Source organism: Bacillus cereus group sp. BceL062 (genome assembly GCF_051780025.1).
GTDB classification, from domain to species: domain Bacteria; phylum Bacillota; class Bacilli; order Bacillales; family Bacillaceae_G; genus Bacillus_A; species Bacillus_A toyonensis.
Genome location: NZ_JBPWGY010000008.1, coordinates 23,241 through 46,126 on the forward strand (window position 1 = coordinate 23,241; position 22,886 = coordinate 46,126).

The following is a 22,886-nucleotide window of genomic DNA, read 5'->3' on the forward strand; positions in this document are numbered from 1 at the left end:
GGATAATATGATGAAATTAAAATTTTATTTAGTATACCTTTGGTATAAAGTATTGCTGAAACTAGGAATTAAGACCGATGAAATTTATTATATTGGTGGAAGTGAAGCGTTGCCACCGCCGTTAACGAAAGAAGAAGAAGAAGTTCTTTTGAATAAATTGCCAAAAGGCGATCAAGCGGCAAGGTCATTACTTATTGAACGCAACTTACGGCTAGTTGTATATATAGCAAGGAAATTTGAAAATACAGGGATAAATATTGAAGATTTAATCAGTATAGGAACAATTGGCCTTATTAAAGCGGTAAATACATTTAATCCAGAAAAGAAAATAAAATTAGCAACATATGCATCTCGTTGTATAGAAAATGAGATTTTAATGCATTTGCGCCGAAATAATAAAAATCGTTCGGAAGTGTCTTTTGATGAACCGCTTAACATTGATTGGGATGGGAATGAACTGTTGTTATCAGATGTATTAGGTACAGATGATGATATTATTACAAAAGATTTAGAGGCTACTGTAGATCGTCATCTTCTAATGAAAGCATTGCACCAATTAAATGATCGGGAAAAACAAATTATGGAGCTTCGATTTGGGCTTGCTGGAGAAGAGGAAAAGACGCAAAAAGATGTGGCGGATATGCTTGGGATTTCACAGTCATACATTTCACGTTTAGAAAAAAGAATCATAAAAAGGTTACGAAAAGAATTTAATAAAATGGTGTAAAGAATAAGACCAGCCTTTATGTAGGCTGGTCTTATTCTGTTTAGTTGTAGAAGAAGAGGTAATTAAAATGAAAAATGAAGAGAAAACCACATGCATAAAATCCCCTTCAAAGGAAATACTTTACACTGTACAGCAACTCCCGATAGGAGGGAACACTTTGACGAGAAACAAAGTAGAAATTTGCGGTGTTGATACAGCAAAACTTCCAGTACTAAAAAATGAAGAAATGCGTAAATTATTTCGTGAAATGCAAAGTGGAGAGATAAGCGCAAGAGAGAAATTAGTGAATGGAAACTTACGTCTTGTATTGAGCGTCATCCAAAGATTTAATAACAGAGGAGAATATGTTGACGATTTATTTCAAGTTGGTTGCATCGGACTTATGAAATCCATTGATAACTTTGATTTAGGCCAAAATGTAAAATTTTCAACGTATGCTGTGCCGATGATTATTGGAGAAATACGCAGATATTTGCGTGACAACAATCCGATTCGCGTATCTCGCTCGTTACGAGATATTGCGTATAAAGCGTTGCAAGTAAGAGAAAAATTGATCGCAGAAAATTCAAAAGAACCAACAGCAATGGATATTGCAAAAGTGCTAGAAGTGACTCACGAAGAGATTGTATTTGCTTTAGATGCGATTCAAGATCCAGTGTCATTATTTGAGCCGATTTATAACGATGGGGGAGATCCTATCTTTGTTATGGATCAATTAAGTGATGAAAAACAAAAGGACGAGCAGTGGGTTGAAGAGTTAGCGCTGAAAGAAGGCATGAAGCGTTTAAATGATCGTGAAAAGATGATTATTCGAAAACGGTTCTTTCAAGGAAAAACACAAATGGAAGTTGCAGAAGAAATCGGGATTTCTCAAGCTCAAGTATCACGCTTAGAGAAATCGGCTATTAAACAAATGAATAAAACGATTCAAGGATAAGGTCTCACCATTTATGGTGAGGCCTTTTTATATGTACTATAGTTTGCGTTCATAGCAATGAGGTCGTGTTCATATAATGAAAATAATATGAACCTTAGTAGCGGTTACTTCCTGTTAATATGAAATACAGTAGTCTGTGTACTTCCAATTCGCCATATAAGGGAGAGGATGAGAGTGATACGGATTTCAGAGTTACAGATGAAGGATGTTATAAATATTTCAGATGGGAAAAGGCTTGGAAATATTGGAGATATTGAGGTTGATATCGATACAGGGAAGATTTGCTCTATTATTATTTCCAAACAGGCACGTATGCTTGGGATTTTTGGGAAAGACGTAGAAATTATAGTTCCTTGGGAGGAAGTTATGAAAATCGGGGAAGATGTCATACTTGTAAGAGTAAATCCTGTTAATTCTGTAACAGAATCAATACAAACACCGACAATTTCATAAAGAATATTACAAATTCCTCTTTTTTTTCTGTTGGTATTATGAAAAAATAAAAGTATGGTAAAATAGACAGGAAGTACCATGCTTTTTTCTGTTATTTTAATTAAAAAGGAGCCGCTTTATGAGAGAACCATTTAAATATGTGGACGGTATACTGTATTTACAAGCGTGGAAAGAACTTGGAAACATTACTGCTGGATTTACGACAAAAGATGGTGGGATAAGTACGGGCTCCTTTCATGCGATGAATTTAGGATTACATGTGAATGATATCGTGGAGAACGTTCATGAAAACAGACGCATTTTAGCAAATAAGCTACAAAAACCATTGGAAAACTGGATTTGCTCTGAACAAGTTCATGATCACCATGTTGAAAAAGTAGGACAACAAGAAAAAGGAAGTGGCGTCTATTCATATGAGGATGGCATTTCAAAAACAGATGGCATTTATACGACTAATAACGATGTTCTTTTAACGTCTTGTTACGCGGATTGTGTCCCACTCTATTTTTATGCACCATCACATGGTATGATAGGACTTGCGCATGCCGGGTGGAAAGGGACTGTAAAAGAGATTGCAAATGAAATGATTCAAAAATGGAGTGCAGAAGGGATTTCAAGTGATGAAATTCATGTTGCAATTGGACCGGCAATCGGATCTTGTTGTTATGTTGTTGATGATAGAGTGTTAACAGCGGCACAGCAAGTAGTAAACGGTTCTGTCCCATATAAAAAAATTTCTGATGGACAGTACGCAATTAATTTAAAAGAAATTAATCGTATATTATGTGTACAAGCAGGCATAAAAGAAGAGCATATTGTAATGTCATCTCTTTGTACAAGCTGTGAAGAACAACTATTTTTCTCTCATCGTCGTGATCAAGGGAAGACAGGGAGAATGTTGAGTTTCATAGGTTTTAAGGAGGAAGAAAACAAGTGACAGTACAAGAAAATTTAATAATTGTAAACGAAGCTATTAAAGAATCTTGCACACGAGCTGGACGTTCGTTGCAAGATATTAAACTTGTTGCAGTTACAAAAACTGTAGGGATTGAAAAAACAAACGAAGTAATGGAAGCTGGAATTATCGATTTAGGTGAAAATAGAAATGAAGGTTTCTTACAGAAATACGAGCATTTTGGCTCAAAAGTTAATTGGCACTTTATTGGCTCATTACAAACGAGAAAAGTAAAAGAGATCATTAATGAAATTGATTATTTACATTCGTTAGATCGTCTTTCTCTGGCGAAAGAAATTCAGAAACGTGCTGATAAGAAAGTGAAATGCTTTATTCAAGTGAAAACCTCATCTGAAGAATCAAAGCAAGGATTGGCAATAGAAGAAACAGTTTCTTTTATTCAAAGTTTGCAAGAATTGGATAAGATTGAAGTGGTTGGACTAATGACGATGGCGCCATTTACAGAAGAAGAGGAAGAAGTTCGTCGCTGCTTTAAGGACTTGCGCAAGCTACAAATAGAGGTGCAGGAGCTAAATCTATTACATGCGCCATGTAAAGAATTATCAATGGGAATGTCCAATGATTACACGATTGCAATTGAAGAAGGTGCTACATATATTCGTTTGGGAACGATTTTAGTAGGAAAAGCGTAAAAGGAAGGAGAATCTTATTATGAGTTGGTCAAAAGTAAAATACTTCTTTTTTGATACACCAGAAGAAAAAGAAGCAGCTCAATATAGCTATGAAAAGGAGCAAACGGACATGAAGAAGCAGCAAGATCCGCCGGAACAACAAGATGTTACGTTTCCGAAAGCACAACCGAAACAAAATGTTGTGAGCATTGAAACGGCAAAGCAATCTTCAAAAGTTGTTTTATTAGAACCACGCACGTATTCGGAAGCGCAAGGTATTGCGGACCATTTGAAAGGTAGACGAGCTGTTGTAATTAATTTGCAAAGAATGTCTACTGATCAAGCAGTACGTATCGTTGACTTTTTAAGTGGTACTGTATACGCTATAGGCGGGGACATTCAAAAAATAGGACCGAAAACATTTATGTGTACACCTGAAAATGTAGATATTGTTGGTGCAATTTCAGAATTATTCGGCGAAGAAGAAGAAACAAATATAAAGAGGTGGTAATACGCCATGACAACCGTTTTAAATGTTTTACTTACTGCTATCGAGATTTACTCGTGGGCACTTATCATTTACATCCTCCTATCATGGTTTCCTGGTGCAAAGGAATCAACTTTTGGAGATTTTCTTGCACGTATTTGTGAACCGTATTTAGAACCATTTCGCAGATTTATTCCGCCGTTTGGTATGATTGATATCTCTCCACTCGTTGCGATTTTTGCGTTAAAACTTGCTAAAAGTGGTTTGTTCAGTTTGTTCAGCTATTTCTTGTAATAAGAGGCTAAATACATGAGCATTTACGAACATTTCAGACCTGATGAAGAGGTCTTTGTAGATAAAGTGCTAGAGTGGAAGCGAGCAGCAGAGTACCATCAAGTGAAACTAACAGATTTCCTTGATCCAAGACAGCAACAAATTGTTTCTATGGTAATTGGACAAGGAGATGTTGCTGTGCAATTTGATGGTGCAACGCCTTACGCAGAGCGTAGAAGAGCACTTATTTATCCAGACTATCTAGAATTAGATGAAGAAGAATTTCAAGTAGAAGTATTAGAAATTGACTATCCTTCCAAGTTTTATACGCTAGAACATAGGCAAATATTAGGTACATTTATGTCACTTGGTTTAACGAGAGAAAAATGTGGTGATATTTTGCTTCAAGAAAATCGTGCCCAAATTGTAGTTGCGAAAGAAATCGTATCTTACATTGAGATGAACTTACAAGCAATAGGGAAAGTAAAAGTCTCCTTATCAGCAGTACAAGGAGAACAAATTCTACAGACTCATGAAACGTGGGGAGAGAAATCTGGAACGGTTTCTTCACTTCGCTTAGATGTTATGTTGGCTGAAATGTTACATATATCCAGACAGAAAGTGCAACCTTTCATAAAAAATGGTTTAGTAAAAGTCAATTGGAAAACAGTAGAGCAAACTTCTTATGAATGTTATCCAGGAGATGTGTTTTCGGTGAGAGGATATGGGCGAAGTAAATTGTTTTCTGTAGAAGGTAGAACAAAACGCGACAAATGGAGAATTTTGTATGGTATACTAAAATGATTGGTTTTTTAGAAGGAAATCCTCCTATTTTGTCGAAGAAAAGATATAATTGAAAGAGGAAATTTAGATAACTACTTGGAGGTGGCGTTGTGCCGTTAACACCATTAGATATTCATAACAAAGAATTTGGTCGCGGATTCCGTGGCTATGATGAAGATCAAGTAAATGAGTTTCTTGATCAAATTATCAAAGATTATGAATTAGTCATTCGTGAGAAAAAAGCTTTAGAAGAAAAAGTTGCGCAATTAGAAGGAAAGTTAGATCATTTTTCTAACATTGAAGATACGTTAAACAAATCTATCGTTGTTGCACAAGAAGCAGCGGAAGAAGTAAAACGTAATGCGCAAAAAGAAGCGAAATTAATCGTACGTGAAGCTGAAAAAAATGCAGATCGTATCATTAACGAAGCTTTAGTAAAATCAAGAAAAGTTGCTTTTGATATTGAGGAGCTAAAGAAACAAGCGAAAGTATTCCGAACTCGTTTCCGTATGTTATTAGAGACACAGCTTGAAATGCTAAACAACGATGATTGGGATAAACTAATTGAGTTAGAAGACGAAGTAGATGAGCTGTTGAAAAAAGAAGAAACAGTGTAAGCTTGACGTTTTTCTCATTATTACATATAATTTTAAACAACATATTTATTAAGAAAAACGAAGATAGGGATAAGTACCTTTTCAAACCTTATATAGCGAACTGAGGACGGTGTAAGCTCAGGATAAGGAGATTAGTGGGAATATCACCCTGGAGTTCCGCGCTGAACAAATAGAGTAAGCGTAGGCGTGTATTCGCGTTAAGAATATAAAGAGGGTTTTATACATATGTATAGAATCTACTAGGGTGGTACCGCGGGAGACTTTCTCGTCCCTTTTTGGGATGAGAAGGTCTCTTTTTTATTCCGTTTTTTAAGTATTTCTTTTATACATGTAAGGAGGAATTGAGCATGGAGTACAAAAATACATTACTGATGCCAAAAACAGAGTTCCCAATGCGTGGGAATTTACCAAAACGTGAGCCTGCAATGCAAGAAAAATGGGCTGAAATGAATATTTATGAAAAAGTACAAGAACATACAAAAGGCCGTCCTTTATTTGTGTTGCATGATGGACCTCCATATGCGAATGGTGACATTCATATGGGACATGCATTAAATAAAGTGTTAAAAGACTTTATTGTTCGCTATAAGTCAATGACTGGTTTCAGTGCACCATATGTTCCTGGTTGGGATACGCACGGTTTACCAATCGAACAAGCGTTAACGAATAAAGGTGTAAAACGTAAAGAAATGACAGTTGCTGAGTTCCGTAAGTTATGTGCAGAGTATGCATATGAACAAGTAGAGCGTCAACGTGAACAATTTAAGCGACTAGGTGTACGTGCGGATTGGGATAATCCATATATTACTTTAGAGCCAGCTTATGAAGCACAACAAATTAAAGTGTTTGGTGATATGGCGAAAAAAGGTTACATCTATAAAGGGCAAAAACCAGTTTACTGGTCTCCAACAAGTGAGTCTGCTTTAGCAGAAGCTGAAATTGAATACCAAGATAAAAAATCAGCATCTATTTATGTAGCGTTCCCTGTAAAAGACGGAAAGAACGTATTAGAAGGTGATGAGAAATTTATCATTTGGACAACAACTCCTTGGACATTACCTGCAAACTTAGGTATTTCTGTTCATCCAGAGCTTGAATATAGCATTGTAAAAGTAAATGACGAGAAATATATTATCGCTTCTGAATTATTTGAGACGGTTGCAAAAACGTTAGAGTGGGAAAATGCTGAAGTTGTGAAAACGGTAAAAGGTAGCGAACTTGAGTATACAGTTGCAAAACACCCATTCTACGAGCGTGATTCATTAGTTATGCTAGGAGATCATGTAACAACAGATGCAGGTACAGGTTGTGTTCATACAGCACCAGGACATGGGGAAGATGACTTCGTTGTTGGTAAAAAGTATGGATTAGAAGTACTTTGCCCAGTTGATGATAAAGGTGTATTAACAAATGAAGCACCTGGATTTGAAGGCTTATTCTATGATAAAGCTAACAAGCCAATTACAGAAAAATTAGAAGAAGTAGGCGCGTTGCTGAAACTAACATTCATTACGCATTCATACCCACATGATTGGAGAACGAAAAAACCAATTATTTTCCGTGCGACAGCACAGTGGTTTGCATCTATTGAAGCATTCCGTAAAGAGTTATTAGAAGCTGTTGCGGAAACGAAATGGGTACCAGCATGGGGCGAAACTCGTCTTCATAACATGGTTCGTGACCGTGGTGACTGGTGTATTTCTCGTCAGCGTGCATGGGGTGTGCCAATTCCTGTATTCTATGCTGAGAATGGTGATCCAATTATTACAGATGAAACAATTAACCATGTAGCAGATTTATTCCGTGAACACGGTTCTAACGTATGGTTTGAGCGTGAAGCGAAAGATTTATTACCAGAAGGATTTACACATCCAGGTAGCCCAAATGGTGAATTCCGTAAAGAAACAGATATCATGGATGTATGGTTCGACTCAGGTTCATCTCACCAAGCGGTATTAGAAGAGCGCGATGACTTACAACGTCCAGCTGATTTATATTTAGAAGGATCTGACCAATATCGTGGTTGGTTTAACTCTTCATTATCAACAGCAGTTGCTGTAACAGGTAAAGCTCCATATAAAGGCGTACTAAGCCATGGTTTCGTACTAGATGGTGAAGGACGTAAAATGAGTAAGTCGATTGGAAACATCGTCGTACCGAAGAAAATTATGGATCAATTAGGCGGAGATATTTTACGTTTATGGGTATCATCTGTTGACTATCAATCTGACGTACGTATTTCAGATGATATTTTAAAACAAGTAGCAGAAGTGTATCGTAAAATCCGTAACACATTCCGTTTCTTATTAGGCAACTTAGATGACTTTAAGCCAAGTGAAAACACAGTAGCGGTAGCTGAACTTCGTGAAGTAGATCGTTACATGTTAGTGAAGTTAAATGACTTAATTACAAAAGTAAAAGAAGCATATGAAACATATGACTTTGCTGCTGTATATCATGCTATTCACAACTTCTGTACAATTGATCTAAGTTCATTCTACTTAGACTTTGCAAAAGACATTTTATACATTGAAGGTGCAAATCACGCGGATCGTCGTGCAATTCAAACTGTATTATATGACGTTCTTGTTGCATTAACGAAACTTGTAACACCAATCTTACCTCATACAGCTGATGAAGTATGGCCATATGTTCCAGGTGTAACAGAAGAAAGCGTACAGTTAACTAACATGCCGGAAGCTACAGAAGTAGAGGGTTCGGAAGCGTTAAAAGCGAAATGGGATGCATTTATGACATTACGTGATGACGTATTAAAAGCGTTAGAAGTAGCTCGTAATGAGAAAGTAATTGGTAAGTCATTAAATGCGAGCATTACTCTTTATCCAACTGCAGAAATGAAAGTAATGTTAGAGTCTATTAGCGAAGACTTGAAGCAATTATTCATCGTTTCTGAATATAAACTTGGTGGTATGATGGAAGAAGCTCCAGCAGATGCGCCTAAGTATGAGCATACAGCGGTTGTCGTTTCTCAAGCAACTGGTGAAACATGCGAACGTTGTTGGGTAGTTTCAGAAACAATTGGTAAAGATGCTGAACATGAAACATTATGTGAGCGTTGTGCATCAGTTGTTAAAGAAAACTATGTAAAATAATAAAAAACTGACTGCTATTGATGCAGTCAGTTTTTTTATTGATGGTATATCGAAATAACTTTCAGGCTCTTTCCTGTGAAGGAAAAATGTGTGTGAGGTAAGCAAATAAATTTCGGACACACTAACTGTACATTACAGCTAGGAGGAATGTACACGTGAATGAAATTTACATGGAAATAAAAGAAGAATTGCAATTGATGAGAAAAGAGTTGCAAGAGAGACTAGCTAAAGAAGTAATGCACAAATATGATGCTGAGTTCAGCCAAGAGCTTGGATATGAAATTAAGGAAGAGATAAAGAAAAAATTGCTATTACATGATATAAAAGAGGACTTAAAGGATGTAGAACGCGCATTATTTAAAATGGAAATAGATATGTACGGTATTTGTGAAGAGACGGGGAGAGTAATTTCGACAAAGCAAATGAAAACAATGCCGACTGCCCGTACGATTCATGAATTTTTCTATGAAAAGGTAAATGTATGAATACGCACAACGATATTATATTACCTTTTTTTAATTTATTTTATTCTTCTATAAAGGTTCATTGTGAAAAGGTAGCAGCTATGCTAAAATTTTGAGGTACACTGTCTTTGTGGGGGAAATGAAAATGATATATTATGTAATAGCGTTATTTGTCATTGCCATCGATCAAATATCGAAGTGGCTAATTGTAAAGAACATGGAATTGGGTATGAGCATTCCGATAATCGATAATGTATTATACATAACATCACATCGAAATAGAGGAGCTGCCTGGGGGATTTTAGAAAATAAAATGTGGTTTTTCTACATTATTACGGTTGTCTTTGTAGTATTTATCGTAATGTATATGAAAAAATATGCAAAAACAGACAAGCTTCTAGGAATTTCATTAGGTCTAATTTTAGGTGGAGCAATTGGTAACTTTATTGATCGTGTATTTAGACAAGAAGTAGTGGATTTTATTCACGTGTATATTTTCTCGTACAACTATCCAGTATTCAATGTAGCTGATTCAGCGTTATGTATTGGTGTTGTATTAATTATTATTCAAACATTATTAGAAGGCAAGAAAACGAAGGAGTAATTGAATGAGTGAAGTAGTACAGGTAACAGTTGCAGAAGAACAAAAAAGTGAGCGAATCGATAAATTCGTTGCAGAAATTAACAGTGAATGGTCACGTTCACAAGTACAGCAATGGATTAAAGATGATGTTGTAACAGTGAATGGGAAATCGGTAAAAGTAAATTATAAAGTTAAAGAAAATGATGAAATTACAGTAACGATTCCTGATCCGGAAGAGTTAGATATTCAAGCGGAAGATATGAACTTAGAAATTTATTATGAAGATGCAGATGTACTTGTTGTAAATAAGCCACGTGGTATGGTTGTACATCCAGCACCAGGTCATACAAGTGGCACACTTGTGAATGGTCTTATGCATCATTGTACAGATTTATCAGGCATTAACGGTGTAATGCGTCCTGGTATCGTGCATCGTATTGATAAAGATACATCTGGCCTATTAATGGTTGCTAAAAATGATATGGCACACGAATCACTTGTAAATCAACTTGTAGCAAAAACAGTAACAAGACGTTACAAAGCGATTGTACACGGTGTTATTCCGCATGATAAGGGAACGATTGATGCTCCGATTGCTCGTGATAAGAAAGAACGTCAAAGTATGACAGTTGATGAAAATGGTAAGCATGCTGTTACGCATTTCCAAGTGTTAGAGCGTTTCAAAGATTTCACACTTGTAGAATGTCGCTTAGAAACAGGACGTACACACCAAATTCGTGTTCATATGAAATATATTGGCTATCCACTTGCAGGAGATCCAAAGTATGGACCAAAGAAAACATTAGACATGAATGGACAGGCACTTCATGCAGGTATTTTAGGATTTGACCACCCTCGTACTGGTGAATATATTCAGTTTGAGGCACCGATTCCAGAAGTGTTTGAAGAGACTTTAAATATTTTACGGAAATAGTATTGACAAATCATGAGAAAACTGAGATACTGACAACAGTTAAATAATGATCCTTTAACACAGCCCCGTGAGGTTGAGAAGGTAACGGTTTGAAATATTTAGGGTATGTTGTACCCTTTTTTCAAAAGTCCTCTCGCACATGCTGAGAGGACTTTTTTTATACCATTACTCTCACGCAAGAAAAATAGCTTGGAGGTGTAGAGCATGCAGGAAAAAGCTGTCGTTTTAGATGACCAAATGATTCGCCGCGCTTTAACACGAATTAGTCATGAAATCGTGGAACGAAATAAAGGTGTCGATAATTGTGTTCTTGTCGGAATTAAAACACGTGGAATTTTTATTGCACAACGTTTGGCAGAACGAATTGGTCAAATTGAAGGAAAAGAGATGGAAGTAGGAGAGTTAGATATAACTTTATATCGTGATGACTTAACACTTCAATCAAAGAATAAAGAACCACTAGTAAAAGGTTCAGATATTCCAGTAGATATTACGAAGAAAAAAGTAATCCTTGTAGATGATGTATTGTATACAGGAAGAACAGTTCGAGCTGCGATGGATGCTCTTATGGATTTAGGAAGACCATCACAAATTCAATTAGCTGTTCTTGTAGATAGAGGACATCGTGAATTACCAATTCGCGCTGATTATGTAGGAAAGAACATTCCAACATCAAGTGAAGAGCGTATCGAAGTTGATTTGCAAGAGACAGATCAACAAGATCGAGTAAGTATATACGATAAGTAAAGCCCTTTTAAATGTAGTCCTGTGAGGCTGCCAAAGGGTCTTGGCTTTCATATGTCGAATTTGGCATACGAAAGTATAGGACTCTTTGTGCACAGGCACAAAGAGTTTTTTTATTGCAAAGATTTAAACTGAAGGAGGATGTAACAATGGAACAAAAGCCAGTGTTAGACGTTAATGAAGTACCGAAACCGGGAAAATGGTTATTTTTAAGTATACAACATTTGTTCGCGATGTTTGGATCAACAGTGCTTGTTCCATTTTTAACAGGATTGAATCCGTCAGTAGCGTTAATATCAAGTGGATTAGGAACGCTAGCGTTTCTTCTTATAACGAAAGGTCAAGTACCTGCGTATTTAGGATCATCATTCGCCTTTATCGCACCGATTATTGCAGCAAAAACAGCAGGTGGCCCCGGAGCAGCGATGCTTGGTGGTTTACTTGCAGGACTGGTGTACATCTTAATTTCAATCGGAATTAAGAAATCTGGATCAGCGTGGATTATGAAATTACTTCCGCCAATCGTAGTTGGTCCGGTAGTAATGGTAATCGGTTTAGCTTTAGCACATACAGCAGTGAACATGGCGATGAACGGTGCGGATGGTAAGTATAGCATTACACACTTTTCAGTAGCACTAGTAACATTAGCAATTACAATCATTTGCTCCATATTTGGAAGAGGATTTTTCAGCATCATACCGGTGTTACTTGGAATCATCGGCGGATATATCTTCGCTTACTTCCAAGGGCTAGTAGATTTAAAACCGGTAGCTGAGGCGAAATGGTTTGTCGTACCTGATTTCACAGTACCGTTTGTAACATACACACCAGAGTTTTCGTGGAAGATTGTACTCTTAATGGTGCCAGTAGCACTAGTAACAATTTCAGAACATATCGGACATCAAATTGTACTTGGAAATGTTATTAAAAGAGATTTAATTGAAAAACCAGGTTTACACCGTTCAATCTTTGGGGATGGGGTAGCAACATTAATCGCATCACTAATCGGTGGACCACCGAATACAACATACGGTGAAAACATCGGTGTGCTAGCAATTACGAGAGCGTACAGTGTATACTTATTCATCGGTTCAGCAGTATTCGCAATCATGTTTGGATTTATCGGGAAGATTTCAGCACTGATCCACTCGATTCCAACACCAGTTATGGGTGGTGTATCAATCTTACTATTCGGTGTAATCGCATCAAGTGGTTTACGCATGATGGTAGATGATAGAACAGATTTAAGTGACAAACGAAACTTAATGATTGCATCAGTTATACTAGTAATTGGTATTGGCGGAGCGGTACTTCACGTAGGAGAATCGTTCCAAGTAGAAGGAATGGCACTAGCAGCAATTGTAGGTGTACTGTTAAATCTACTACTACCAGAAACGAAACAAATAAAACAATCTAAGCAGATTGCTTCATAAAAACAACCTTTTAATTCAGTCCTGTGAGACAGAAAAGGGTGGCTTCTTCCTTGCACCCTAGTCTCACATGACTAGGGTATTTTTATACAAAAGTTGTTATAAATATCCATAAGTGCTATCATAAAAATCAGAAAGATGAGGGATGACGATGAGCCATTTGTTAACGATGAGTGAATTATCGGAACTAGAAATTTCAGAAATCCTAAAAGACGCAGAAGATTTCGCGAATGGGAAAGAGAGCAAAACAACAGAGCAAACTTTTGTTGCGAACTTGTTCTTTGAGAATAGTACGAGAACGAGATTTAGCTTCGAAGTTGCTGAGAAGAGATTAGGACTTGACGTATTAAACTTTTCAGCAGATTCATCTAGCGTACAAAAAGGAGAAACGTTATACGACACGATAAAAACACTGGAATCAATCGGAACAAAAGCGGTAGTCATCCGCCACGAGCAAGATCGTTACTTCGATGAGCTAAAAGATCAAGTAAACATTCCAATCTTAAATGCTGGAGATGGATGCGGAAATCATCCAACGCAATGTCTGCTCGACCTTCTAACAATTAAACAAGAGTTTGGAAGTTTTGAAGGTTTAAAGATTGCAATTGTTGGAGATATTCGCCATAGCCGAGTAGCACGATCCAATGCTGAAACATTAACGAAGCTTGGGGCAACGATTTATTTTGCAAGCCCAGAAGAGTGGAAAGATGAAAAAAACACATTTGGAACGTACAAAAACTTAGATGAGCTAGTTCCAGAAGTTGATGTAATGATGTTACTTCGTGTACAGCATGAGCGTCATGATCATTATGAAACAGACATTATGAAAGAGTATCATGAAAAACACGGATTAACGCTTGAAAGAGAAAAACGTATGAAAGAAGGAAGTATTATTATGCATCCAGCTCCTTTCAACCGGGATGTGGAAATTGCAAGTGAACTTGTTGAGTGTGAGCGTTCACGCATATTTAAACAAATGGAAAATGGAGTTTACGTAAGAATGGCTGTACTAAAACGCGCCTTACCAAATGTATTAGGAGGAATGAAACATGAATTATTTGTTTAAAAATGGTCGTTATATGAATGAAGAAGGAATAATCGTAGCAACAGATCTTCTCGTACAAGACGGTAAAATTGCGAAAGTAGCAGAAAATATTACGGCAGATAATGCTGAAGTAATCGATGTGAACGGAAAGTTAATCGCACCTGGATTAGTAGATGTACATGTACATCTTCGTGAGCCAGGTGGTGAACATAAAGAAACAATTGCAACAGGCACACTAGCAGCGGCAAAAGGTGGATTCACTACAATTTGCGCAATGCCAAATACACGTCCAGTACCAGATTGCAGGGAACATATGGAAGACTTACAAAAACGTATTAAAGAAAAAGCACACGTAAATGTATTACCATATGGAGCAATTACAGTACGTCAAGCAGGTTCTGAAATGACAGATTTCGAAACGTTAAAAGAGCTTGGAGCATTCGCTTTCACTGATGATGGAGTAGGCGTACAAGATGCGAGCATGATGCTAGCTGCTATGAAGCGTGCAGCGAAGTTGAATATGGCGGTAGTTGCACACTGTGAAGAAAATACACTTATTAATAAAGGTTGTGTACATGAAGGGAAGTTTTCTGAGAAACACGGATTAAACGGTATCCCATCAGTATGTGAATCTGTACATATTGCAAGGGATATACTGCTTGCTGAAGCGGCAGATTGTCACTATCACGTATGTCACGTAAGTACGAAAGGGTCTGTACGTGTAATCCGTGATGCAAAACGTGCTGGAATTAAAGTAACAGCAGAAGTAACACCGCATCACTTAGTGTTATGTGAAGATGATATCCCATCAGCTGATCCTAACTTTAAAATGAACCCACCGCTTCGTGGGAAAGAAGACCACGCAGCGTTAATTGAAGGGCTATTAGATGGAACGATCGATATGATCGCAACTGACCATGCACCGCATACAGCGGAAGAGAAAGCACAAGGAATTGAAAGAGCACCATTCGGAATTACTGGTTTTGAAACAGCATTCCCACTTCTATACACAAACCTTGTGAAAAAAGGAATTATTACATTAGAACAGTTAATTCAATTCTTAACAGAAAAACCAGCTGATACATTCGGTTTAGAAGCAGGTCGCCTGAAAGAAGGTAGAGTAGCTGATATTACAATCATTGATTTAGAACAAGAAGAAGAGATTGATCCAACAACATTCTTATCAAAAGGAAAAAATACACCATTCGCAGGTTGGAAATGCCAAGGATGGCCGGTAATGACAATCGTTGGCGGTAAGATCGCATGGCAAAAGGAGAGTGCATTAGTATGAAAAGACAACTTATCTTAGAAGATGGAACAGTATTAATTGGAAAAGGTTTCGGAGGCGAAATCGAAAAGTCAGGTGAGGTTGTATTTACAACAGGAATGACTGGATATCAAGAAACATTATCTGATCCATCATATTGCGGTCAAATCGTAACATTTACGTACCCATTAATCGGAAACTACGGCATTAACCGTGACGATTTTGAATCCATTCACCCATCTGTAAATGGTTTAATCGTAAATGAAATTTGTGATCATCCATCAAACTTCCGTAATGAAATTTCGTTAAATGATTACTTAAAAGAAAGAAACATTCCAGGATTAGCAGGAATTGATACGAGAAAATTAACGAGAAAAATTCGTCAATACGGTACATTACGCGGACGACTTTGTAACATGGATGCAGATGTAGAGTACATTGTGGGCCAATTAAAAGCGACAGTATTTACAGATCATGTAAAACGCGTATCAACGAAAGACCCATACCCAAGCCCAGGCCGTGGTCATCGAGTTGTACTTGTAGACTTCGGAATGAAACATGGTATTTTAAGAGAATTAAATAAGCGTGACTGTGATGTAATTGTAGTACCTTACAATACAACAGCAGAAGAGATTTTACGCCTTAGCCCAGATGGAATTATGTTAAGTAATGGACCTGGGGATCCAAAAGATGTACCAGAAGCAATTGAAATGTTAAAAGACATTATCGGTAAAGTTCCTTTATTCGGGATTTGCTTAGGACATCAGTTATTCGCATTAGCATCTGGTGCAAATACAAGTAAGTTGAAGTTCGGTCATCGTGGTTTAAATCATCCAGTAAAAAATCTTGCAACTGGAAAAGTAGCAATTACTTCCCAAAACCATGGATACGCAGTAGAAGAAGAGTCAGTTGAAAATACAAATCTTGAAATTACACATGTTGCTTTAAATGATGGAACAGTAGAAGGTCTTCGTCATACGAAGTTTCCAGCATTTACAGTACAATACCATCCAGAAGCTTCAGCGGGACCAGAAGATGCAAATGATTTATTCGAAGATTTCTTAGAAATGATTGAAAACTTCAAGAAAGAAGGGGAAGAGTTATGCCAAAACGCCTAGACATTAACACAATTTTAGTAATCGGATCAGGACCAATTGTAATTGGGCAAGCAGCAGAGTTTGATTACTCTGGTACACAAGCTTGTCAATCTCTTAGAGAAGAAGGTTACAAAGTAATCCTTGTTAACTCTAACCCAGCAACAATTATGACAGATACTGCAACAGCAGATAAAGTATATATAGAACCATTAACATTAGAATTCGTAAGCCGTATCATTCGTAAAGAACGTCCAGATGCAATCCTACCAACATTAGGTGGTCAAACAGGCCTAAATATGGCTGTTGAACTTGCGAAATCAGGCATACTTGAAGAATGCGGAGTTGAAATTTTAGGAACAAAATTATCAGCAATTGAGCAAGCGGAAGATCGTGATTTATTCCGTACATTAATGCAGGAATTAAATGAACCAATTCCATCTAGTACCATTATTCATACGCTAGAAGAAGCACATGAATTTGTAAAAGAAATTGGTTATCCAGTTATTGTTCGCCCAGCATTTACAATGGGGGGAACAGGTGGCGGAATCTGTAGTAATGAAGAAGAACTAATTGAAATCGTATCAGGTGGATTAAAACATAGTCCAGTAACACAATGTTTATTAGAAAAGAGCATTGCTGGTTGTAAGGAAATTGAATATGAAGTAATGCGTGATTCGAATGATAACGCGATTGTAGTATGTAACATGGAAAATATCGATCCAGTTGGGGTTCATACAGGTGATTCAATCGTTGTAGCACCGAGTCAAACATTAAGTGACCGTGAGTATCAAATGTTACGAAACACTTCATTACGAATTATTCGTGCATTAGGAATCGAAGGTGGCTGTAACGTTCAGCTTGCACTAGATCCGCATAGCTTCCAATACTATGTAATCGAAGTAAATCCGCGTGTGAGTCGTTCATCTGCACTAGCATCTAAAGCAACTGGATATCCAATTGCGAAGTTAGCAGCGAAAATTGCAGTCGGTTTAACATTAGATGAAATTGTAAATCCAGTAACACAAAAAACATACGCTTGCTTCGAGCCAGCATTAGACTATGTCGTTTCAAAAATTCCACGTTGGCCATTTGATAAGTTCGAATCAGCAAACAGAACGCTTGGTACACAAATGAAGGCAACTGGTGAAGTTATGTCAATTGGACGTAACTTAGAGCAATCATTATTAAAAGCGGTTCGTTCTTTAGAGCTAGGGATTTATCACTTAGAATTAGACCATTTAAAAGAACTTGATAAAGAAACAATGAAAAAACGTATTATAAAAGCTGACGATGAGCGTCTGTTCGTTGTAGCAGAAGCAATCCGTCAAGGTGTAACGAAAGAAGAAATTAATTCATGGTGTGAAATGGACTTCTTCTTCTTACAAAAAATTGAAAACATCGTAAACATGGAACACGAAGTAAAAGAAAATGCAGGAAATATGGAAGTGTTACAATCTGCAAAAGAAATGGGATTCAGTGATCATTACATCGCCAATGCTTGGAACAAAACAGAGCGTGAAATTTACGATATGCGTAAAGAAAGTAATATGACTCCTGTTTATAAAATGGTAGATACTTGTGCGGCAGAGTTTGAATCTGCAACACCTTACTACTACAGCACATACGGTGACGAGAATGAATCGGTTATAACAGATCGTAAGAGTGTGGTTGTACTAGGTTCTGGTCCAATCCGTATCGGTCAAGGTGTTGAGTTTGACTACGCAACAGTTCACTCTGTATGGGCAATTAAAGAAGCTGGATATGAGGCAATCATTGTAAATAACAACCCAGAAACAGTTTCAACAGACTTCAGTATTTCTGACAAATTATACTTTGAACCATTAACGATTGAAGATGTAATGCACATTATCGATTTAGAAAAGCCAGAAGGTGTTATCGTACAATTCGGTGGACAAACGGCAATTAACTTAGCGGCGAAATTAGAAGAACACGGTGTAAAAATTTTAGGAACATCACTTGAAGATTTAGACCGCGCAGAAGATCGAGATAAATTCGAAGCTGCATTAACAAAATTAGGAATCCCGCAACCAGTTGGTAAAACAGCAACAACTGTAGAACAAGCGGTAGCAATCGCTGAAGAAATTGGTTACCCAGTATTAGTAAGACCATCTTACGTACTAGGTGGACGTGCGATGGAAATCGTATATCGTCAAGAAGAACTACTGCACTACATGAAAAATGCAGTTAAAGTTCATGCAGAGCATCCGGTATTAATCGACCGTTACATGGTTGGTAAAGAAATTGAAGTAGATGCAATTTCAGACGGTGAGAATGTGTTCATTCCAGGTATTATGGAACATATTGAACGCGCTGGAGTTCACTCTGGGGATTCAATTGGAGTATATCCACCACAAAGCTTATCTGACGAACTAAAAGAACAAATTATTGAACATACAATTGCACTTGGAAAAGGATTAAACATTGTTGGATTACTAAATATCCAGTTTGTAGTATTCAAAGATCAAGTGTATGTAATTGAAGTAAACCCACGTGCGAGCCGTACAGTACCATTCTTAAGTAAAATTACAGGCGTACCGATGGCGAATGTTGCAACGAAAGTTATTTTAGGTCAAAACCTAATAGAGCAAGGATACGGAACGGGCTATCACCCAGAAGAGAAAGAAGTGTATGTAAAAGCACCAGTATTCTCATTTGCGAAACTACGCTCAGTTGATACAACATTAGGACCTGAAATGAAATCAACAGGGGAAGTAATGGGGAAAGACTTAACGCTTGAAAAAGCATTATACAAAGGGCTAGTTGCCTCAGGAATTAACATCCCAACGCACGGATCCGTAATCATCACTGTAGCGGATAAAGATAAAGAAGAGGCGATGGAAATTGCAAAACGTTTCCATGAAATCGGCTATAACTTATTAGCAACAGCTGGAACGGCACAAACATTAGCAGAGCAAAATATCCCAGTACAAGTTGTAAACAAAATTGATTCTGAAGACTACAACTTACTAGATATTATCCGCCAAGGAAAAGCACAGTTTGTAATCAATACATTAACAAAAGGAAAACAACCAGCGCGTGATGGTTTCCGCATTCGCCGTGAATCAGTAGAAAACGGTGTGGCTTGCTTAACATCACTTGATACAACGAGAGCAATCTTACGAGTATTAGAATCTATGACATTCTCAGCTCATTCAATGAAAGAAATTACGCAAACAAAGCGTCACGAGGTGGTACATGCATGATGCAAAAGCAAAATATGATCGTCGTTAACCAAAAAGAAATCGCAAAAAACATTTACGAATTAGTGCTTCAAGGAACGTTAGTACAGCAAATGAACGAACCAGGGCAGTTTGTACACATTAAGGTAGCAGAGGGCATTGCGCCCCTTCTGCGCCGCCCGATTAGTATTTGTAATGTAGATCAAGAGAAGAACGAGTTTACAATGCTATATCGTGCGGAAGGACAAGGGACAAAAACATTAGCAACTAGAAAACAAGGTGAAATGGTAGATGTACTAGGACCACTAGGACACGGTTTTCCTGTAGAAGAAGCAGAAACAGGACAAACGGCTTTATTAGTAGGCGGGGGAATTGGGGTACCACCACTTTATGAATTATCACAGCGCCTCGTTGCAAAAGGTGTACGTGTGATTCACATCTTAGGTTTTCAAACTAAAGATGTTGTTTTCTATGAAGAAAAATTTGCAGAACTTGGTGATACGTACGTTGCAACAGTAGACGGCACACACGGTACAAAGGGATTTGTTACAGATGTAATTGATAATTACGGAATCGACTTTGACATTCTTTATTCATGTGGCCCGTTAGCGATGCTTCGTGCATTAGAAGGACGTTACAAAGAGAAAAAAGCCTATATTTCATTAGAAGAACGTATGGGTTGTGGTATTGGAGCTTGTTTCGCATGTGTATGCCACTTACAAGAAGATCCAAGTGGACATTCTTACAAGAAGGTGTGTAGCGACGGACCAGTATTTCCAATTGGGGAGGTTGTACTATGAACAGATTGCAAGTTGAATTACCAGGATTGTCATTAAAAAATCCAATTATACCGGCATCTGGATGCTTTGGATTTGGTCGTGAATATGCACAGTTTTACGATTTAAGTGTACTAGGATCAATCATGATTAAAGCGACGACAGAACAACCACGTTATGGAAATCCGACGCCGCGTGTTGCTGAAACACCAGGCGGCATGTTAAATGCAATCGGACTTCAAAACCCAGGTTTAGAAAAAGTAATGAATTCTGAATTACCATGGTTAGAACAATTTGATCTTCCAATCATTGCGAATGTTGCGGGCTCACAAGCTGAGGATTACGTAGCAGTTGCAAAGGAAATTTCTAAAGCGCCTAATGTCCATGCACTAGAATTAAATATTTCTTGTCCGAACGTAAAAACAGGTGGTATCGCTTTTGGTACAAATCCTGAAATTGCTGCTGATTTAACGAAGCGAGTAAAAGAGGTTTCTGAAGTACCTGTATACGTGAAATTGTCACCGAACGTGGCAAACATTGTGGAAATTGCAAAAGCGATTGAAAATGCAGGTGCAGATGGTTTAACGATGATTAATACATTGCTTGGTATGCGTCTAGATTTAAAAACAGCTCAACCAATTTTAGCAAACCGTACGGGCGGACTATCAGGTCCTGCGATTAAGCCAGTAGCAATTCGTATGGTACATGAAGTAAGCCAAGCGGTTAACATTCCAATTATCGGAATGGGTGGTATTGAGTCAGCAGAAGATGTAATTGAGTTCTTCTACGCTGGTGCAAGCGCAGTTGCAGTAGGTACAGCGAACTTCATAGATCCGTTCGTATGTCCGACAATTATTGAAGAGTTACCAGCATTACTAGATGAATTAGGATTTGATCACATTTCGGAATGTCAAGGAAGGAGCTGGAAGCAAACATGTCACAGTCGTTAATCGTTGCACTAGATTTTCCGGGGAAACAAGATGTAGAACAATTCTTGCACCACTTTGAAGGGGAAGAGTTATTTGTCAAAGTTGGTATGGAGTTATTTTACAAAGAAGGCCCTGCGATTATTACGTACTTAAAAGAAAAAGGACATAAAATCTTTCTAGATTTAAAACTTCATGATATTCCGAATACAGTAAAAAGCGCTATGCGTAGCCTAGCTAGTCTAGATGTTGATATGGTAAATGTTCATGCTGCTGGGGGAAGCAGTATGATGAAAGCTGCGATTGAGGGATTAGAGGAAGGTAAGCAAGAAGGAAAAGAGAGACCGATTTGTATTGCAGTTACACAACTAACAAGCACTTCGGAAGCTATGATGAAAAAAGAGATCGGCATTGAGAAAACGTTAGAAGAAGCGGTTGCTCATTATGCAAAATTAACGAAAGAAAGTGGACTTGATGGAGTTGTTTGTTCAACACTTGAAGTTCCAAAATTACGTGAAGTATGCGGGAATGAATTTGTAACAGTAACACCGGGGATTCGTCTTGCAAGCGATGATTTGAATGATCAGGTGCGCGTAGCAACACCGAAACGTGCGAGGGAACTTGGCTCAAGCTATATCGTAGTTGGACGTAGTATTACAAAAGCAGAAAATCCGTTTGAAGCGTATAAAACAGTAAAACAACAGTGGGAAGGTGTAACAGTATGAAAAAAGAAATCGCATCGCATTTATTAGAAATTGGAGCAGTATTTTTACAACCGAATGATCCATTCACATGGTCTTCTGGTATGAAATCACCAATTTATTGTGATAACCGCTTAACTTTATCTTATCCAAAAGTACGTCAAGCGATTGCAGCTGGATTAGAAGAGTTAATTAAAGAGCACTTCCCAGCTGTAGAAGTTATTGCAGGAACAGCAACTGCTGGTATTGCGCACGCTGCATGGGTAAGCGATCGTATGGATTTACCAATGTGCTACGTACGTAGTAAAGCAAAAGGTCACGGTAAAGGGAATCAAATCGAAGGAAAAGCTGAAAAAGGTCAGAAAGTAGTAGTAGTAGAAGACTTAATTTCAACTGGCGGCAGTGCAATTACATGTGTAGAAGCACTTCGCGAAGCTGGTTGTGAAGTATTAGGAATCGTATCAATCTTCACATACGAGCTTGAGTCAGGAAAAGAGAAACTAGAAGCAGCAAACGTAGCATCATATTCTTTAAGTGATTACAGTGCATTAACTGAAGTTGCAGCAGAAAAAGGTATGATCGGACAAGCTGAAACGAAAAAATTACAAGAGTGGCGTAAAAATCCAGCTAATGAGGCTTGGATCACAGCGTAATATGAAAAAAGACGACTGCGGGGGAACGCGGTCGTCTTTTTATATAAATTCAAGCAAAGTCCCATCAATATCAAAGCTCCTTACTACTA

The 22,886-nt window shown here is 37.7% G+C and carries 23 protein-coding genes and 1 other annotated feature; all 23 genes read left to right on the top strand.

The window, feature by feature from the left end; translation table 11 throughout:
- Window positions 1-7: 7 nt before the first annotated feature.
- The 23 genes from sigE (at window position 8) to pyrE (ending at window position 22,797) form a co-directional block, all read left to right on the top strand.
- Window positions 8-727, top strand: coding sequence for an RNA polymerase sporulation sigma factor SigE (sigE, locus tag ACS2MN_RS18790; RefSeq protein WP_000976947.1), 720 nt, complete (start codon window positions 8-10; stop codon window positions 725-727).
- Between the two features lie 157 nt (window positions 728-884).
- Window positions 885-1,664: an RNA polymerase sporulation sigma factor SigG gene (gene sigG / locus ACS2MN_RS18795; protein ID WP_000197755.1), complete on the top strand. Its 780-nt coding sequence runs from the start codon at window positions 885-887 to the stop codon at window positions 1,662-1,664.
- Between the two features lie 168 nt (window positions 1,665-1,832).
- Window positions 1,833-2,117 (top strand): YlmC/YmxH family sporulation protein, encoded by a 285-nt coding sequence (locus ACS2MN_RS18800; RefSeq protein ID WP_043322276.1) that lies wholly within the window; start codon window positions 1,833-1,835, stop codon window positions 2,115-2,117.
- 118 nt (window positions 2,118-2,235) lie between these two features.
- Window positions 2,236-3,054 (top strand): peptidoglycan editing factor PgeF, encoded by an 819-nt coding sequence (gene pgeF, locus ACS2MN_RS18805; protein WP_001209013.1) that lies wholly within the window; start codon window positions 2,236-2,238, stop codon window positions 3,052-3,054.
- Window positions 3,051-3,725, top strand: coding sequence for a YggS family pyridoxal phosphate-dependent enzyme (locus ACS2MN_RS18810; RefSeq protein WP_000218001.1), 675 nt, complete (start codon window positions 3,051-3,053; stop codon window positions 3,723-3,725). Before pgeF ends, ACS2MN_RS18810 begins: the two co-directional genes overlap by 4 nt.
- 19 nt (window positions 3,726-3,744) lie before the next feature.
- A complete protein-coding gene (locus tag ACS2MN_RS18815; protein ID WP_000119137.1) occupies window positions 3,745-4,215 on the top strand; it encodes a cell division protein SepF in 471 nt (156 codons plus the stop codon).
- A 6-nt stretch (window positions 4,216-4,221) separates the two neighbouring features.
- Window positions 4,222-4,485, top strand: a complete 264-nt coding sequence (locus ACS2MN_RS18820) for a YggT family protein (protein ID WP_000214326.1) — start codon at window positions 4,222-4,224, stop codon at window positions 4,483-4,485.
- 15 nt (window positions 4,486-4,500) lie between these two features.
- Window positions 4,501-5,268 carry an RNA-binding protein gene (locus tag ACS2MN_RS18825; protein ID WP_097956944.1) on the top strand — a complete coding sequence of 256 codons (768 nt, stop codon included), beginning with the start codon at window positions 4,501-4,503 and terminating at the stop codon, window positions 5,266-5,268.
- Between the two features lie 89 nt (window positions 5,269-5,357).
- Window positions 5,358-5,864 (top strand): septum site-determining protein DivIVA, encoded by a 507-nt coding sequence (gene divIVA, locus ACS2MN_RS18830; protein WP_001131611.1) that lies wholly within the window; start codon window positions 5,358-5,360, stop codon window positions 5,862-5,864.
- A 51-nt stretch (window positions 5,865-5,915) separates the two neighbouring features.
- Window positions 5,916-6,140 (top strand) — a binding site (T-box leader).
- A gap of 71 nt (window positions 6,141-6,211) precedes the next feature.
- Window positions 6,212-8,977: an isoleucine--tRNA ligase gene (gene ileS2, locus ACS2MN_RS18835; RefSeq protein WP_016109031.1), complete on the top strand. Its 2,766-nt coding sequence runs from the start codon at window positions 6,212-6,214 to the stop codon at window positions 8,975-8,977.
- Between the two features lie 155 nt (window positions 8,978-9,132).
- Window positions 9,133-9,462, top strand: a complete 330-nt coding sequence (locus ACS2MN_RS18840; RefSeq protein ID WP_001002952.1) for a hypothetical protein — start codon at window positions 9,133-9,135, stop codon at window positions 9,460-9,462.
- 124 nt (window positions 9,463-9,586) lie between these two features.
- The gene (lspA, locus tag ACS2MN_RS18845; RefSeq protein WP_000642175.1) at window positions 9,587-10,045 is read left to right on the top strand and encodes a lipoprotein signal peptidase LspA; all 459 of its coding nucleotides are present in this window, start codon (window positions 9,587-9,589) and stop codon (window positions 10,043-10,045) included.
- A 4-nt stretch (window positions 10,046-10,049) separates the two neighbouring features.
- On the top strand, window positions 10,050-10,958 hold the full coding sequence (locus ACS2MN_RS18850; protein WP_000005848.1) for an RluA family pseudouridine synthase: 909 nt from the start codon (window positions 10,050-10,052) through the stop codon (window positions 10,956-10,958).
- Between the two features lie 204 nt (window positions 10,959-11,162).
- Entirely contained in the window at window positions 11,163-11,705 is a 543-nt protein-coding gene (gene pyrR, locus ACS2MN_RS18855) for a bifunctional pyrimidine operon transcriptional regulator/uracil phosphoribosyltransferase (protein ID WP_001156491.1), read from the top strand.
- 146 nt (window positions 11,706-11,851) lie between these two features.
- The gene (gene uraA, locus ACS2MN_RS18860; protein WP_000435916.1) at window positions 11,852-13,135 is read left to right on the top strand and encodes a uracil permease; all 1,284 of its coding nucleotides are present in this window, start codon (window positions 11,852-11,854) and stop codon (window positions 13,133-13,135) included.
- A gap of 148 nt (window positions 13,136-13,283) precedes the next feature.
- Entirely contained in the window at window positions 13,284-14,198 is a 915-nt protein-coding gene (gene pyrB, locus ACS2MN_RS18865) for an aspartate carbamoyltransferase (protein WP_000018838.1), read from the top strand.
- A complete protein-coding gene (gene pyrC, locus ACS2MN_RS18870; RefSeq protein ID WP_001108362.1) occupies window positions 14,182-15,468 on the top strand; it encodes a dihydroorotase in 1,287 nt (428 codons plus the stop codon). The genes pyrB and pyrC overlap by 17 nt, the downstream gene beginning before the upstream one ends.
- Complete coding sequence (locus ACS2MN_RS18875; protein ID WP_000828665.1) at window positions 15,465-16,562, top strand: carbamoyl phosphate synthase small subunit; 1,098 nt, start codon at window positions 15,465-15,467, stop codon at window positions 16,560-16,562. Before pyrC ends, ACS2MN_RS18875 begins: the two co-directional genes overlap by 4 nt.
- The gene (carB, locus tag ACS2MN_RS18880; protein WP_001126140.1) at window positions 16,547-19,765 is read left to right on the top strand and encodes a carbamoyl-phosphate synthase large subunit; all 3,219 of its coding nucleotides are present in this window, start codon (window positions 16,547-16,549) and stop codon (window positions 19,763-19,765) included. Before ACS2MN_RS18875 ends, carB begins: the two co-directional genes overlap by 16 nt.
- Window positions 19,762-20,541 carry a dihydroorotate oxidase B electron transfer subunit gene (gene pyrK, locus ACS2MN_RS18885; RefSeq protein ID WP_000983363.1) on the top strand — a complete coding sequence of 260 codons (780 nt, stop codon included), beginning with the start codon at window positions 19,762-19,764 and terminating at the stop codon, window positions 20,539-20,541. The genes carB and pyrK overlap by 4 nt, the downstream gene beginning before the upstream one ends.
- Entirely contained in the window at window positions 20,538-21,467 is a 930-nt protein-coding gene (gene pyrD, locus ACS2MN_RS18890; RefSeq protein ID WP_001081058.1) for a dihydroorotate oxidase B catalytic subunit, read from the top strand. The genes pyrK and pyrD overlap by 4 nt, the downstream gene beginning before the upstream one ends.
- Entirely contained in the window at window positions 21,452-22,168 is a 717-nt protein-coding gene (gene pyrF / locus ACS2MN_RS18895) for an orotidine-5'-phosphate decarboxylase (RefSeq protein ID WP_000083486.1), read from the top strand. Before pyrD ends, pyrF begins: the two co-directional genes overlap by 16 nt.
- Window positions 22,165-22,797, top strand: a complete 633-nt coding sequence (gene pyrE, locus ACS2MN_RS18900; RefSeq protein ID WP_000711439.1) for an orotate phosphoribosyltransferase — start codon at window positions 22,165-22,167, stop codon at window positions 22,795-22,797. The genes pyrF and pyrE overlap by 4 nt, the downstream gene beginning before the upstream one ends.
- Window positions 22,798-22,886: the final 89 nt, after the last annotated feature.